Below are 14,599 nucleotides of genomic sequence, written 5' to 3' on the forward strand. Positions count from 1 at the left end.
AAGGACTCACTATGCACCCTCCCATTGACAGCTCGGCCTCCGCGGACCTGAATGCGCACGCGGCGATGGTGCTGCTCATCGACGATCAGGTGATGGTCGGCGAAGCGATCAGACGGGCGCTGGCTACGGAGGGCAATATCGATTTCCACTATTGCTCTGACCCCTACAAGGCGCTGACGGTGGCGATCCAGACGCGGCCCACCGTCATCCTGCAGGATCTGGTGCTGCCGGGCGTGGACGGCCTGAGTCTGGTGCAGGAGTACCGCAACCACCCTGTCACGCGCGATATTCCGATCATCGTGCTGTCCACCAAGGAAGATCCGGCGATCAAGAGCGCGGCCTTCGCGGCTGGCGCCAACGACTATCTGGTGAAGCTGCCCGATTCCATCGAACTGGTGGCGCGGATCCGCTATCACTCGCGCTCCTATCTGGCGCTGGTGCAGCGCGACGAGGCCTACCAGGCCTTGCGCCAGAGCCAGCAGCAGTTGCTGGAAAGCAATATGGAGCTGCGCCGCCTGACGAACTCCGACGGCTTGACCGGGCTGGGTAACCGCCGTTATTTCGACGAATACCTGAACGCCGAATGGCAGCGCGCGCGCCGCGACGGCCGCGAGATCAGCATGTTGATGATCGACGTGGACCACTTCAAGTCCTACAACGACACCTACGGCCACATCGCGGGCGACGAAGCGCTCAAGCGCGTGGCCAACACCATTTTCGCCAGCTGCGACCGGTCTACCGACCTGGCGGCGCGCTTTGGCGGGGAAGAGTTCGCGCTGGTGCTGCCGGGCACGCCCGCGGGCAGCGCGAGGCTGGCCGCCGAGAAGCTGCGGCGTGCCGTGGAAGCCATGCAGATTCCACAGAAAGACACGGGTTCGGGCCCCTGGCTGACGGTCAGCATCGGCACCGCCACGGCGGTGCCGACCGGCGACCAGCCGTGCACCGACCTGATCCTGGTGGCCGACCGCGGGCTGTACCAGGCCAAGCGCCAGGGACGCAACCGCGTCGTGCCAGGCCAGATGCCGCCTGCGGCGGAGTAGGCCGCCAGCCCAGCACGGCCAGGACCGGCTCGCGCGGCGGCGCGTTGCGCCGGTAAAGCTGCCGCCGGACCCGCGCGGTCTACAGATGCAGTTTGGTCGACGACTTCACTTCATGCATCGACAGCGTGCTTAGCAGTTCCTTCACGCCGGGAAGCGTCCGCAGGCGGTTGCGCACGAATTCGGAATAGGCGTCGAAGTCCCGCGCCACGATGTGCAGCAGGTAGTCGTGCTGGCCGGTCGTGTTGTGGCAGGCCAGGACTTCGGGCATGGCGGCCACGGCTGCCTCGAACGCGTGGCACAGCTTTTCAGTGTGGTTTTCCAGCGAAATGCTGACGAACGCCACCACTCCCATCCCCAGCGCGCGGCGGTCAAGAATGGCCTGATACCCGCGGATGACGCCCGACGTCTCCAGCCGCTTCAACCGTTTCCAGCAAGGCGATGCCGACAGCGAGACGCGCTCGGCCAGTTCCGCGTTGCTCAGGCGGCCATCTTCTTGAAGGATTTTCATGATTTTCCAATCGATCGCGTCAAGTTGATGTAACAGGGCATTGTCTTTCATAAATCGGTTCTGGTAAGAAATAACGTTTCCTATTATCGCGGTCTTGTGACTGAAATGGAAAGAATATTGGGTTGGCCTGCGCCCATACTGCAAGACATCCCGAGGCAGCCGGCGCTATCGTCTTCGAATGCGAAACGCGCCTGCCCGGTCGGCTGGAACCCCAGAGCAAGAGGCACACCATGACGTATTCGACCTATCACAAGAAAGAGTTTTTTGGCCGTCCGCTGCATGCCGAGACGCAGATGATGTCGTATGGCTACGATCCCTTCCTGTCGGAAGGGGCGGTCAAGCCGCCCGTTTTCCTGACGTCCACGTTCGCGTTCCGCTCGGCCGAGGACGGCGCGGCGTTTTTCGATCTGGTGTCCGGGCGCAAGCCGCTGCCGCAGGGCGAATCGGCCGGGCTGGTGTACAGCCGATTCAATCATCCCAACCTGGAAATCGTGGAAGACCGGCTGTCCTTGCTGGACGGTTCCGAGGATGCCGCCGTGACCTCAAGCGGCATGGCGGCCATCAGCGCGGTGCTGATGGCTTTCCTGCGGCCCGGCGACCAGTTGGTGCAATCGCTGCCGCTGTATGGCGGCACCGAGACACTGATTGCGAAGATCTTTCCGGAGTGGGGCATCGGGTCGCATCCGATCCAGGACGGCTTGTCGCCCAAGCACATGCGCGCCGCGCTGGAAGCCGCCGCGGCCAAGGGGCCGGTGCGCGTGTTCTATGTGGAGACGCCAGCCAACCCCACCAATTCGCTGATCGATTTCGAGGCCATGAAGAACGAGCTGGACGCGTTCGAGTCGCGCCACGGCTACCGGCCGATCTCGGTGTGCGACAACACGCTGCTGGGTCCGATCTTCCAGAAGCCGGCCGAGCACGGCGTGGACCTGTGCGTGTATTCGCTGACGAAGTACGTGGGCGGCCATAGCGATCTGGTCGCGGGCGCCGTCACGGGCACGAAGGACCTGATCAAGAAGGTGCGCGCGATCCGCAGCGCGTTCGGCTCGCAGCTGGATCCGCATTCGTGCTGGATGATCACGCGGTCGATGGAGACCGTGGTGCTGCGCATGAAACAGGCGGCGCGCACGGCCACCAAGGTGGCGCAGTGGCTGGCGGGCAACCCGTACGAAAAGGTGCAGATCTTCCATCCCGAGATGATGACGGACCGTGCCTATCAAGAGGTCTACAAGCGTCAATGCACCGGGCCGGGGTCGACGTTCGCCTTCGTGCTGGACGGCGGGCGCGAGCGCGCCTTCCGCTTCATCAACGCGCTGCACCTGTTCAAGTCGGCGGTCAGCCTGGGCGGCACCGAATCGCTGGTCTGCCATCCGGCGTCGACCACGCATTCGGGCGTGCCGGCGGCCGAGCGCGATGCGGCGGGCGTGTCGGAAGGGTTGATCCGCATCTCGATCGGGCTGGAGCACGAAGAGGACTTGATCGCGGACATGGACAACGCCTTCCGCAAGCGCTGACCGGGCCGTGCGCCAGGGCCAGGCCTGGCGCGCGCCGTCCTGCAGCTTGAAGACGCCTATGCGGTTTGCGCCGGCCGGCGCGGGCGGTTCAGCAGCACGAACCCGGCGGTCGCCAGCAGCATCACCGTGGCGGTCGCGATTACCACCGCGTAGCCGGTATCGAAGGCCGACTTGGCAACCATTGTCAGTGTCGCCGCCAGATCGGCCGGCAGGCCTTCGGCCACCATCAGCGCATCGTCCAGGCTGTCGCGCACGGTTGCGGCCTGCGGCACGCCGGCGGGCACGTCCAAGGTCTGCGCATAGACGCCAGTCAGGATCGACCCCAGCAGCGTCACGCCCAGGGCGCCGCCCAGCTCGTACGACACCTCTTCGATAGAGGCCGCCATGCCCGCGCGTTCCGGCGTGGCGCTTTGCATGATGGAGCTGGACGCCGCCGTCATCGTGGCGCCGATGCCCATGCCCAGCACGGTCAGGCTGGTCATCTGCGCGATGAACGATCCGTCATAGCTCCACAGGTAGCCACCCATGCCGGCGCCCGAGACGGTCAGCGCCAGGAACATCAGGCGGGGGCCGCGCATGTAGGCCAGCAGCCAGCCCGCCAGCGGGCCCGCGACGAAGGCGGCTATCGGCAGCGGCAGGATGTAGAGTGCGGCCTCGATCGGCGACATGCCCAGCACCAGTTGCAAGCGTTGGCTGAACGCCAGTTCCATGCCGAACAAGGCGGCACCCGCGAACAGCGCGGCGGCGACGCCCGAGCTGAACGTGGCATTGCGGAAAATGGCGAAGTCGATCAGCGGATACGGGCGGCGGCGTTGGCGGCGCACGAATACCGTCAGCATCGCGACGCCCGCCACGCACGCCACGCCGGCGTGCAGCCAGGACGTGGTGGCCTTGCCCAGTTCCTTCAGCGCATAGGCGCAAAGGATCAGTCCGACCATGACTTGCAACGAACCGGCCAGGTCCCAGGGACGCGCGGCGCTGGGCCGGCTGGCGGGAATGCAGCGCCAGGCCAGCGGCAACGCCAGCAACACGATCGGCACGTTGATCAGGAACACCGAGCCCCACCAGAAATGCTCCAGCAGCACGCCGCCCACGACGGGGCCCAGCGCTGCGCCACCGGAAGCGACCGAGGCCCAGATTCCGATGGCGACCGCGCGTTCGCGTTCGTCAGCGAAGGTGAGGCGGATGATGGACAGCGTGGCCGGCATCATCATGGCGGCGCCCACCGCCAACAGCACGCGCGCCGCGATCAAGGCGGGGGCGGCGGGCGAATAGGCGGCGGCCAGGGAGGCCACGCCGAAGACGGCCAGGCCCATCATGAACAGGCGCTTGTGCCCCAGCCGGTCGCCCAGGGTGCCCATGCCCAGCAGCAGGCCGGATACGACCAGCGCGTAGACGTTCACGATCCATAGTTTGGCCGACGCGCTGACGCCGAGGTCATGCGTGAGCCGGGGCAATGCGGTGTACAGCACCGTCATGTCCACAACGATCAACAGCAAGGCGATGGACACGATGGCCAGCACCAGCCAACGGCGCGGATCGGCCGTGGCGACAGCGTTCGAATGAATCCGCTGCATGGTTCTACTCCTGTGAGGCAACTGCAAGCCGGGCGGCCGCCAATGCGTGGCGCCGGCTTCAAGTCGGGCATTATCCATCTGTATATTTGCCAAAAGAAGTTTGATTCCATCTATAAAATAGATGGATATAAGGAGGCGCCATGCAATGGACCCTGGATCAACTCCGCCAATTCGTCGCGGCGGCGGACGCCGGCTCGTTTTCCGCCGCGGCACGCGGGCTGGGCCGCGCCCAGTCCGCCGTCAGCACCTCGGTCGGGCTGCTGGAAGCGGACCTGGGCGTGGAACTGTTCGACCGGTCTCGGCGTAATGCCACGCTGACTCCCGTGGGCGAAGTGATGCTGCAAGAAGCCCGCGAACTGCTACGTCAGGCAAGCGGCCTGGACCAGCGCGCGTTGTCGTTCGCCGCGGGGCAGGACGCGCGGCTGTCCATCGCGCTGGACGAAGCCTTGCCGTATCAGGTGCTGGGCGCACTGGTGCTTGAGCTTGCCGCGCGCTTTCCGGCGCTGGAACTGACGCAGTTGAATGGCACGGCGACCGAGGTGGCGGACTACGTGCGGCAAGGCCGCGCCAGCATCGCCTTCCACTTTGACCGGGGTGATCCCGGCAGCGCCTTCGCGCACCGCTATCTGGGCAATGTGGAGCAGGCCATCTTCGTGGCGTCGGGGCACCCGCTGGCGGCGCTGGCCGAGGTGACGCGCAGCGATCTGGCGCGCTATCGGCAACTGGTCATGCAGATGGAGGGGGTGGACGACGTGGTGCTGAGTCCGGCCGTGTGGCGCACCGACAGCTTCTATAGCATCGCCGGCATGGTGGCGGACGGTCTGGGCTGGGCGATCCTGCCATTGAACATCGCGGAATACGAGAGCTTTCGCACGACGCTCGCGCGCGTGCCGTGCGTGGGCCTGTCTTTGCCGATGCTGTCCGTGCGGACCTTATGGCTGCAAGGCGCATCGCTCACCGCCACCGAAACCTGGCTGCAGCAGCGCATGGGCCAACTATTGGGGGCGGGGACCTAGCTGAGCAGGGCGGTGACCAGGTCGCCGCCTGCCTGGACGTCGTCCGTGAAGTTCAGCGCTGTCTGGACGTGCTCCAGGTGTTCGTCCATCAGCGCGCAGGCCCGTTCGGCATCGCCCGCGCGGGCGGCCTCGATGAAGGCGTGGTGTTCTTGCGACGAGCAACTGGCGTCGTGCGAACTTTGATACAGCACCGTGATCACGGCGCTACGCGCGGAGAGCTCGCGCAGCATGCCCGTCAACACCGAATTGCCCACGGCCTCGGCCAGCAGGATATGGAAATGGCCCAGCAGATAGTTACGCTTCTGCACGTCACCGCTTTCCAGCGCCCGGCGCTCTTCGGCCAGATGGGCGTCGATGCGGCGGTAGTCGGCGGCAGTGGCGGTGGCCACGAATTCCTTGGCCAGCGCGGCCTCGAGGATGCGGCGCACGGCGTAGACCTCGCGGGCCTCGTTCGCGTCTGGCTTGCTGACGAAGGCGCCCTTGTCGGGCACGATGTTGATCAGCTTGTCTTTGGACAGCATCAGCAGCGCTGCTCGGATCTTGGTGCGGCTGACCTTGTAGACACGCGCCAGCGCTTCTTCGCGCAGCCGGGTGCCGGGCGGCAGCTTGTGCGCCACGATGGCGGCGGCCACTTCGCGGGCGATATCGTCGGCGCTGGGATCTGGCTGGACTTCCTGGGTCATGGGGCGCGGCAGGGGCTGCCGGGAGGGAAAAACCATCGGGCAGCCAGTCTATCAAAAAGCCGAACAGGAAAGGCAGACATTTTTTGAATACAAAAATGGCATGCAATCCTGGCCGGATTTTTCCCTTTCAGCGCGTGGAAACGCTGCTTCCCGGTCATTCAGGAAGCAGCGGGCAACTGAAGTCGCGTGGGGCGCGTCAGTTTTTGGCCATCAGCCCCAGGTACTCGATCAGGTCCTTTTCCTTAATGTAGGTGGCCTGGGCCCAATCCTTGTAGTCCTGGCTATTGCGGTAGGCCGGTTCCTGGTTCAGCTGCTTCATGACCTCGACGCTGGCCGGGTCGAACAGGGCCTTCTTGAACGCGTCATGCAGCGTCTTCACGACGGCGGGGTCCATGCCCTTGGGGCCGGCCAGGCCGTAGGGCGAGGTGGACACGACCTTGTAGCCCAGCTCCTGCGCCGTGGGCACATCGGGCCAGCGGGTGGTGCGCTTGTCGCCGAAGGTCACCAGCAGCCGCATTTTGCCGGCGTCCACGAACTGGTCCCACCCCGTGGCGTCGCTTTGCGCCATGACGTGGCCGCCCAGCAGCGCCTGCTGCATGTCGGCATTGCCCTTGAAGGGCACGTGGTTCAGCTTGACCTTGGCGTTGATGGCGATTTCCTCGATCAGCAGATGCGGCGACGAGCCGATGCCGGTGGAGCCGTAATCGATCTTGCCGGGGTTCTGGCGGGCCGCCTCGATGTATTCGTTGAACGTCTTGTACGGCGAATCCGAACGCACCGTGAAGCCGAAGGTATAGCCCGACAGGCCGATGATGAAGCTGAAGTCGTTGATGGGATCCCAGCTGCTTTTCTGCATATAGGGCATGCGCAGCATCGCCAGCGTGTACAGGCTGATCGTGTAGCCGTCGGGCTTGGCGGTGCGGGCCATCGTGGCGGTACCCAGCGTGCCGCCGGCGCCCGGGCGGTTCTCGACGATGACGGGCTGCCCCAGGTACTTCGAGGCGTCCTGCGCCACGATGCGCAGGTGGCGGTCGGTGGAGCCGCCGGCCGGGAACGGCACGATCAGCGTGATCGGCTTGCTGGGGAACGCGGATTCCGCGCTAGCGGCAAGCGGCAGCGCGGCGCCGGCGGCGGCGAACAGCAGGGCGCCCAGGCAGGCGCGTCGCAGAGGCTTCTTGAGCATGGGGTTGTCTCCAGTGATGTTGTTATGGCTTGTGATGGTGCGTGGGGCGGCGTCGGATCAGTCGCGCAGGGCGACTTTCACCGGCAGTCGCGCCAAGGCGTCGCGCAGTTGCTCCTTCAGCGGCGCGGGCGTGCCGGGCGCCGCTTCGACGGCGACGTCCGGTTGCGCATCGGCCAGCACGCGGAAGATCTTGCCGTCTTCCGTCAGGCCAGCCGCTTGCAAGGTTCGCGCCACCACGGCCTCTACCGACACGGCAGTGGCCAGGCGACGCAAATCGGGTTTGTAGATCTTGCCCACGTTGGTCATGGGCATGGCATCCAGCACGATGACGCGCTTGGGCCGCGCCGGCCCTTCGTCGACATGCGCGGCGGCATAGGCGACAAGTTCGGCTTCGGTCGCCTGGGCGCCGTCGGCGAGGGTCACGAAGGCCACGGGCAGTTCGCCCGCGTAGGCGTCCGGGGCGCCGACCGCGGCGCACAGGTGCACTGCGGGGTGCGTGGCCAACGCGTCTTCGATGGTCTTGGGGTCGATATTGTGGCCGCCGCGGATGATCAGGTCCTTGGCGCGGCCCTGCAGATGCAGCCGGCCCTGTTCGTCCATGAACCCCACGTCGCCGCTGATCAGCCAGCCGTCTTCGGTGAAGGCCCGTGCCGTGTCTTCGGGGTCGAGGAAACCGGGGATCACGTTGGGCGCCTTGAACAGCACCATGCCGGCCGTGCCCACGGGCAGGTCGCGCGCCGCCTGGCCCGATGGGACGTCCAGGCCCACGATCCGCACCTGCACATACGGCAGCGGGAACCCCACGCAGTTCACGGGGAACTCCGAGCCCGGCGGCGTGATGGACGAAATACCGGCCATTTCGGTCATGCCCAGGCTTTCGTTCACATGCAGCCCGAACAGGCGCTTGAAGCGCGCGGCAAGCTCGGCGGGCAGCGGCGCCGCGCCGGTGCGGCAATAGCGCAGCGACGAGATATCCGCGCCATCCAGCGGCACCTCCGCCAGCGCGGCCAGGATAGTCGGCACGCCCTGTAGCGAGGTGGCGCGGTGCTTCTCCACCAGCCGCCAGTAGTTGCGCAACACGTCGCGGTTGCGCAGCAGCATCGTGGTGGGGATGACGGTTTCCACGCCGGCCGACAGGGCGGCCAGCGAGGCCGGCAGCACGCCCGCCACGTGGAACAGCGGGTAGCCGTTGATGACCACGTCGCCCGGCCCGGCGTTCTGCAACTGCACGGCGGCCCAGGCGGTGAAGACCTGGTTGGCATGCGTGTGGATGGCCAGCTTGGGCGCGCCCGTAGTGCCGCCCGTGTGGAAGTACGCCGCGACGTCGCTGGCGCGGATCACGCGTTCGCTCAGCAGGCGGTCGTCGGGTTGCGCCGAGCGGTTGGCATTGAAGTCCAGCGCATGGTCGGGCAGGGCGGGGCGGGCCGACAGGGGTTCGTCCAGCGGCGCCACGCGCAGCAGCGTCCGCAGCGTGGGGACGCGTTCGCGCAGCCGCAGGGCCTTGGACCAGGTGCCGCATTCGGCGTCGGAACCATAGGCGATCAGCACCTTGGCACGGGCCGTCGTCATCAGGGAGGCCAGCTTGTCTTCGGTCAGCAACGGATTCAGCGGCTGGACGATGCCGGCGGCCTCGCTGCCCCACAACGCCAGATGGTATTCCAGGCAGCCGGGCAGCATCACGCCGACCGCGTCGCCCGCGCGCACACCCAGGTCATGCAGCAGGTTGGCGGTCTGGTGAATGCCGGCCAGCAGTTCCCGATAGCTCCAGCGCACCGCCTCGTCGTCCGGGTCGGCTGTGCGCAGGAAGGTCAGCGCGGTCTTGTCGCCGAAGGCTGCGGCCGAATTGCGGAAGAGCTCGTAGGTGCTTTGCACCGTCAGCGTTTCGGCCAGCGGCCGCGATTGCAGCCGTTGCACGTCGGCGGCGCTGCGCACGGGAAATGGCGCCGCGAAGGGGCGCGACAAGGGCGGGGCGGTATAAGCCTGCGTCATGTCCTGGCGTCCTCTGTTCAAGCCTGCCCCAGCGCGATGTAGCGGCGCAGGTGGTGGTCTTCGTCGCCCAACTGGTGGTCGATCATCACCAGGCGCTTGGCGTAGTGCGCCAGCGGCAGTTCCCAGGTCATGCCGATACCGCCATGCAACTGGATGCTCTCTTCAGCCACCAGCGTCCCAATGCGGCCGATGGTGTATTTGGCGGCGGACAGCGCGCGTTCGCGGAAGGCGCGGTCGGGGTGGTCGAGCGCGGCGGCGGCATTGATCACGGCCGAGCGCGCCTGTTCGATTTCCAGCAGCACGTCCGCCATGCGGTGCTGCAGGGCCTGGAAGCTGCCGATGGGTGTGCCGAACTGGCGGCGCGTGCGCAGGTATTCCAGCGTGGCGTCGCGGGCGCATTCCATCGCGCCTACGGCTTCCGCGCATAACGCCAGGATGCCGCGGCCCGTGGCGCCTTCCAGCAGCGTAAAGCCCGCGCCGGCTTCGCCCAGCAGCGCCTCCGGTGCGAGTTGCACGTTGTCCAGGCCGACCTCGGCAGCGCGTCCCCCGTCGATCAGGCCGTAGCCGCGCACCGACAGGCCGGGCGTGCCGGCGCTGACCAGGAACAGGCTGATGCCGGCCTCGTCGTCTTCCGCGCCCGCCGTGCGGGCCGACACCAGGAACAGGTCCGCGTGTTCGCCCGCCGTCACGACCGCCTTGGCGCCGTTGAGCACCCAGCCGGCGCCCGCGCGTTCTGCGCGGGTGCGCACCTGCGCCAGGTCATAGCCCGATTCCGGCTCGGCGTGCGCCAGCGCGGCGGTGATGGCGCCCGCGATCAGGCCGTCCAGCGCCTCGCGTTGCGCCGGCGCGCCGGCTGCGGCGATGGCGCTGCCCACCATCAGCGCGTCCAGGAAGGGTTCCACGACCAGTCCGCGGCCCAGTGCTTCAAAGACCACCGATATATCGAATCCGGCGCCGCCCAGGCCGCCGTCGGCTTCGGAGAACAGCGCGCCGATGGCGCCCAGTTCGGCGTAGCGGCGCCAGAAATCCACGCTGTAGCCCTGCGCCGATTGCGCGTGGCGTTCGCGGGTGGTGAAGTCGTACTGCTCGGCGACAAAGCGGCGCAGCATGTCGGACAGCATGCGCCGGTCTTCAGTGTGTTCAAAATTCATGGCCGGCCCTTACAGTCCCAGGATCATCTTCGAGATGATGTTCTTCTGGATTTCATTGGAGCCGCCGAAAATCGACAGCTTGCGGTTGTTGAAGTACTGCGCCGCGGCGCTGTCGGCGCCTTCCGGCCCGATGGGCGGGGCGTCATAGCCGTCATGCAGCGCCTCGGGTACGAACGGGCGCGCATAGGGGCCCATGGCGCGACGGTTCAACGCGGTGATCTCTTGCCGGATCTGCGTGCCGCGGATCTTCAGCATCGAGCTCTCGGCGCCCGGCGCGCCGCCGCCGGCCACGGCCGCCACGACGCGCAGGTTGGTGGTGCGCATGTTGGCCAGTTCGATTTCGACGCGCGCCAGGCGGGCGGCGAAATCCGGGTCCTCGGCCAGCGGGCGGCCGTGCTTCTTCTGGCGGGCGGCCACGGCTTTCAGGCGTTCCAGCGCCGCGGCGGATTGGCCCACGCCGGCGATGTTGGTGCGTTCGTAGGTCAGCAGGTACTTGGCGCAGGTCCAGCCGCGGTTCTCTTCGCCCACCAGGTTTTCGACGGGCACACGCACGTCCGAGAAGAACACTTCGTTGACTTCGTGCTCGCCGTCCAGCGTGATGATGGGGCGCACTTCGACGCCGGGGCTGTTCATGTCGACCAGCAGGAAGCTGATGCCTTCCTGGCGGCGGCCTTCCTGCGAGGTGCGCACCAGGCAGAAGATCATGTTGGCGTACTGGCCCAGCGTGGTCCAGGTCTTCTGGCCGTTGACGATGTAGCTGTCGCCGTCGCGGACGGCGGTCGTCTTGACGGAAGCCAGGTCCGAGCCCGCTCCCGGTTCGGAGTAGCCCTGGCACCACCAATCGCTGCCATCCAGGATGCGCGGCAGCCAGTACCGGCGCTGTGCGTCGGTGCCGTACTTGATCAGCACGGGCCCCAGCATGCTCAGCCCGAAGGGCACGATGCGGGGCGCCGCCGCCAACGCGCATTCATTGTCGAAGATGAATTTCTGCGTGGCGCTCCAGCCGGTGCCGCCGTATTCCACCGGCCAGTGGCTGGCGAGCCAGCCTTGCTGGTTCAGGATGGCGTGCCATTCGACCATGTCGGCGCGCGCCAGCAGCTTGCCCTGGCCGACCTTGTCGGACAGGCGTTGGGGCAGTTTGGCCGCCAGGAATGCGCGGACGTCGTCGCGGAAGGCGTTTTCTTCGGGGGTGAATTCCAGGTCCATGTCGGTCCTTAATAGATTTCAAACAGGCCTGCCGCGCCCATGCCGCCGCCGATGCACATCGTGACGACGGCATAGCGGGCGCCGCGGCGGCGGCCTTCGATCAGCACATGGCCGGCCAGACGTGCGCCGGTGACGCCGAACGGGTGGCCCAATGCGATGGAGCCGCCGTCCACGTTCAGGCGGTCCATGGGGATGCCCAGCTTTTCCTGGCAGTACAGCGCTTGCGACGCGAAGGCTTCGTTCAGTTCCCAGAGGTCGATGTCCTGCACCTTCAGGCCGTGGCGCGCCAGCAGCTTAGGCACGGCGTAGACGGGGCCGATGCCCATTTCGTCGGGTTCACAACCGGCGATGGCCAGGCCACGGAACGCGCCCAGGGGGCGGATGCCGGCGCGTTGCGCGTCGCCTGCTTCCATCAGCACGCAGGCCGCCGCGCCGTCGGACAACTGCGACGCGTTGCCGGCGGTGACGAACTGGCCGTCGCCGCGCACGGGTGCAAGCCCTGCCAGGGCTTCGTAGGTGGTGCCCGGACGGTTGCAGGTGTCTTTGTCCACCGTCACTTCACGCTCGCTGACGGCGCCGGTGGCGCGGTCGGTGACGGACATGGTGGTGGTGACGGCGACGATTTCTTCGCGGTAGCGGCCGGCGGCCTGGGCGGCTTCGGTGCGCGCATGGCTTTGCGCGGCGAAGCGGTCCTGGGCTTCGCGGCTGATGCCGTAGCGGGCTGCCACGATGTCGGCGGTTTCGATCATGGGCAGGTAGAGCTCGGGCTTGTTGGCCACGATCCACGGGTCCATGCCACTGACGCCGTCGTCACGGGTGCGGATCTGCGACACGAGTTCCACGCCACCCGCGATCGCGGCGGGCGCGCCATCGGTCACGATGCGGCCGGCGGCCGAGGCGATGGCTTGCAAGCCCGATGCGCAATAGCGGTTGACGGTGGCGCCGCCAACGCTGACGGGCAGGCCGGCGCGGATCACCGCCTGGCGGCCGATGTTGCGGCCCGTGGCGCCTTCGGGATAGCCGCAGCCGATGAAGGCGTCTTCGATCAGCGCGGGGTCGATGCCGGCGCGGTCGACCGCGGCGCGTACCGCGTGGGCCGCCAGTGTGGGGCCGGCGATCAGGTTGAATTCACCGCGCCCCGCCTTGGTGATGGGGGTGCGGGCGGTAGAGACGATAACGGCTTCGCGCATGGGAGGTTCCTGTGGAATGAGGTCGGATCGAAAGCGGGGGAAGCGGAATCCGCGGCTTAGCCAGCCTGGTTCAGGCTGGCGAAATTGCGGCCGGACTCGACCAGCTGCACGAGCAGCGGCGACGGCTTCCAGAACGCGGGGTCTTCGCGGGCGTAGCTGCGGATGTCGGCCAGCACCTGGTCCAGGCCCACACTGTCGGCGTAATGCATGGGGCCGCCGCGGTAGCGCGGGAAGCCGTAGCCGGACAGGAACACCACATCGACGTCCGACGGCCGTAGCGCGATGCCCTGATGCAACACGTTGGCCGCTTCGTTGATCATGGCGGCCAGATAGCGGCGCTGGATGTCTTCACGCGAGAACGGGCGCGGCGCGACGCCGGCGCGGCGGCGTTCTTCGTCGATGATGGCCAGCACCTCGGGGTCGGGCGTGCCGACGCGGGCGCCGTCGGGATACAGGTAGAAGCCGCGCCCCGTCTTTTGACCGAACCAGCCGCGTTCGCACAGGCGGTCGGGGATCTGCACATAGCGTAGCGCCGGATCGCGCGTGGCGGCGCGGCGCTTGCGGGTCGCCCAGCCGATGTCGCCGCCGGCCAGGTCCGCCATCTGGTAGGGCCCCATCGGATAGCCGAATTCGCGTACTGCCGCGTCGATGTCGTAAGGCGATGCGCCGTCTTCCATCATCATGTCGGCCGCCTGGCGGTGCACGGCCAGGATGCGGTTGCCGATGAAGCCGTCGCACACGCCGGCGCGCACCGGCGTCTTGCGCAACCGCCGCGCCAGTTCGAACCCGGTGGCCACGGTGTCCGCCGCCGTCTGATCGCCCACCACGATTTCCAGCAGTTTCATGATGTTGGCGGGGGAAAAGAAGTGCAGCCCCAGCACATCGGCCGGCCCGCGCGTGGCCGAGGCGATGCGGTTCACGTCCAGGTACGAGGTGTTCGTGGCCAGCACGGCACCGGGCTTGGCCACGCGGTCCAGTTGGGCGAAGACGGCAAGCTTGACGTCCATGTCCTCGAACACGGCTTCGATGATCAGGTCGGCGTCGCCCAGCGCGTCATAGGTGGTCGCGCCTGTGAAGCGCGCCATCCGGCCGTCGCGCTCGTCGGGCGTGATGCGGCCTTTCTTGACCAGCAGGTCGTATACCTGGGCCACGCGCGCGCGGCCGCGTTCCAGCGCGGCCTCGTCCTGTTCGACCATCACGACCGGCAGGCCGGCATCCAGCACCGACACGGCGATGCCCGCGCCCATCGTGCCGCCGCCCACCACGCCGACTTCCTCCAGCCGGCGGGGCCGCGCTTCTTTCAATTCAGGGATCTTGGCGGTTTCGCGCTCCGCGAAAAAGGCGTGCACCAGCCCGGCGCGCTGCGGGCTTTCCAGGCATTGCAGGAACAGGGCGCGTTCGGTGCGCAGGCCCTCGTCGAAAGGTTGTTCGATGGCGGCGCGCACGGCCTCGACGATCTTCGCGGGCGAGTACAGGCCGCGCAACGTCTTGGCGACCTGCTCGGCGGCAGCGGATGCTTCAGTCAGTGCCGCGGCCTTGTCG

At 67.0% G+C, this 14,599-nt stretch carries 12 protein-coding genes; 3 read left to right on the forward strand and 9 right to left on the reverse strand.

What is annotated here, in order from left to right; genetic code table 11:
- The first annotated feature begins 11 nt into the window (after window positions 1–11).
- Window positions 12–1,040: a PleD family two-component system response regulator gene (locus tag HG262_RS25165; RefSeq protein WP_169273609.1), complete on the forward strand. Its 1,029-nt coding sequence runs from the start codon at window positions 12–14 to the stop codon at window positions 1,038–1,040.
- Window positions 1,041–1,119: 79 nt separating this feature from the next.
- On the opposite strand, the gene HG262_RS25170 is transcribed toward HG262_RS25165, so the two are convergent.
- The gene (locus HG262_RS25170) at window positions 1,120–1,599 is read right to left on the reverse strand and encodes an Lrp/AsnC family transcriptional regulator (RefSeq protein WP_169273610.1); all 480 of its coding nucleotides are present in this window, start codon (window positions 1,597–1,599) and stop codon (window positions 1,120–1,122) included.
- A gap of 179 nt (window positions 1,600–1,778) precedes the next feature.
- On the opposite strand from HG262_RS25170, the gene HG262_RS25175 reads away from it, so the two are divergent.
- Window positions 1,779–3,062 (forward strand): cystathionine gamma-synthase family protein, encoded by a 1,284-nt coding sequence (locus tag HG262_RS25175; RefSeq protein ID WP_169273611.1) that lies wholly within the window; start codon window positions 1,779–1,781, stop codon window positions 3,060–3,062.
- 56 nt (window positions 3,063–3,118) lie between these two features.
- Here the strand turns inward: HG262_RS25175 and HG262_RS25180 are convergent, their stop codons facing one another.
- Window positions 3,119–4,639: an MFS transporter gene (locus HG262_RS25180; RefSeq protein WP_169273612.1), complete on the reverse strand. Its 1,521-nt coding sequence runs from the start codon at window positions 4,637–4,639 to the stop codon at window positions 3,119–3,121.
- Between the two features lie 140 nt (window positions 4,640–4,779).
- Here HG262_RS25180 and HG262_RS25185 point away from each other — a divergent pair, with 140 nt between their 5' ends.
- On the forward strand, window positions 4,780–5,655 hold the full coding sequence (locus HG262_RS25185; RefSeq protein ID WP_169273613.1) for a LysR family transcriptional regulator: 876 nt from the start codon (window positions 4,780–4,782) through the stop codon (window positions 5,653–5,655).
- Here HG262_RS25185 and HG262_RS25190 read toward each other — a convergent pair.
- The 7 genes from HG262_RS25190 to HG262_RS25220 form a co-directional block, all read right to left on the reverse strand.
- Window positions 5,652–6,338, reverse strand: coding sequence for a GntR family transcriptional regulator (locus HG262_RS25190; RefSeq protein WP_169273614.1), 687 nt, complete (start codon window positions 6,336–6,338; stop codon window positions 5,652–5,654). The two genes, HG262_RS25185 and HG262_RS25190, sit on opposite strands and share 4 nt — an antisense overlap.
- A 196-nt stretch (window positions 6,339–6,534) precedes the next feature.
- Window positions 6,535–7,521, reverse strand: coding sequence for a tripartite tricarboxylate transporter substrate binding protein (locus HG262_RS25195; protein ID WP_169273615.1), 987 nt, complete (start codon window positions 7,519–7,521; stop codon window positions 6,535–6,537).
- A gap of 57 nt (window positions 7,522–7,578) precedes the next feature.
- On the reverse strand, window positions 7,579–9,510 hold the full coding sequence (locus HG262_RS25200) for an acyl-CoA synthetase (RefSeq protein WP_169273616.1): 1,932 nt from the start codon (window positions 9,508–9,510) through the stop codon (window positions 7,579–7,581).
- 17 nt (window positions 9,511–9,527) lie between these two features.
- Window positions 9,528–10,661: an acyl-CoA dehydrogenase gene (locus tag HG262_RS25205; protein ID WP_169273617.1), complete on the reverse strand. Its 1,134-nt coding sequence runs from the start codon at window positions 10,659–10,661 to the stop codon at window positions 9,528–9,530.
- Window positions 10,662–10,670: 9 nt separating this feature from the next.
- Complete coding sequence (locus tag HG262_RS25210; protein ID WP_169273618.1) at window positions 10,671–11,867, reverse strand: acyl-CoA dehydrogenase family protein; 1,197 nt, start codon at window positions 11,865–11,867, stop codon at window positions 10,671–10,673.
- An 8-nt stretch (window positions 11,868–11,875) separates the two neighbouring features.
- Complete coding sequence (locus HG262_RS25215; protein WP_169273619.1) at window positions 11,876–13,057, reverse strand: acetyl-CoA C-acyltransferase; 1,182 nt, start codon at window positions 13,055–13,057, stop codon at window positions 11,876–11,878.
- A gap of 56 nt (window positions 13,058–13,113) precedes the next feature.
- Window positions 13,114–14,599, reverse strand: a 1,486-nt coding sequence (locus HG262_RS25220; protein ID WP_169273620.1) for a 3-hydroxyacyl-CoA dehydrogenase, incomplete at its 5' end; no start/stop codon positions are given.

Origin of the sequence: Achromobacter sp. Bel, assembly GCF_012928505.1 — a bacterium.
Taxonomy (GTDB): Bacteria; Pseudomonadota; Gammaproteobacteria; order Burkholderiales; family Burkholderiaceae_B; genus Achromobacter.

Excerpts from the sequence above, each read along its gene's own strand:
- HG262_RS25165 (WP_169273609.1), top strand. The coding sequence starts at position 12 with ATGCACCCTCCCATTGACAGCTCGGCCTCCGCGGACCTGAATGCGCAC.
- HG262_RS25170 (WP_169273610.1), bottom strand. The coding sequence starts at position 1,599 with ATGAAAGACAATGCCCTGTTACATCAACTTGACGCGATCGATTGGAAA.
- HG262_RS25175 (WP_169273611.1), top strand. The coding sequence starts at position 1,779 with ATGACGTATTCGACCTATCACAAGAAAGAGTTTTTTGGCCGTCCGCTG.
- HG262_RS25180 (WP_169273612.1), bottom strand. The coding sequence starts at position 4,639 with ATGCAGCGGATTCATTCGAACGCTGTCGCCACGGCCGATCCGCGCCGT.
- HG262_RS25185 (WP_169273613.1), top strand. The coding sequence starts at position 4,780 with ATGCAATGGACCCTGGATCAACTCCGCCAATTCGTCGCGGCGGCGGAC.
- HG262_RS25190 (WP_169273614.1), bottom strand. The coding sequence starts at position 6,338 with ATGACCCAGGAAGTCCAGCCAGATCCCAGCGCCGACGATATCGCCCGC.
- HG262_RS25195 (WP_169273615.1), bottom strand. The coding sequence starts at position 7,521 with ATGCTCAAGAAGCCTCTGCGACGCGCCTGCCTGGGCGCCCTGCTGTTC.
- HG262_RS25200 (WP_169273616.1), bottom strand. The coding sequence starts at position 9,510 with ATGACGCAGGCTTATACCGCCCCGCCCTTGTCGCGCCCCTTCGCGGCG.
- HG262_RS25205 (WP_169273617.1), bottom strand. The coding sequence starts at position 10,661 with ATGAATTTTGAACACACTGAAGACCGGCGCATGCTGTCCGACATGCTG.
- HG262_RS25210 (WP_169273618.1), bottom strand. The coding sequence starts at position 11,867 with ATGGACCTGGAATTCACCCCCGAAGAAAACGCCTTCCGCGACGACGTC.
- HG262_RS25215 (WP_169273619.1), bottom strand. The coding sequence starts at position 13,057 with ATGCGCGAAGCCGTTATCGTCTCTACCGCCCGCACCCCCATCACCAAG.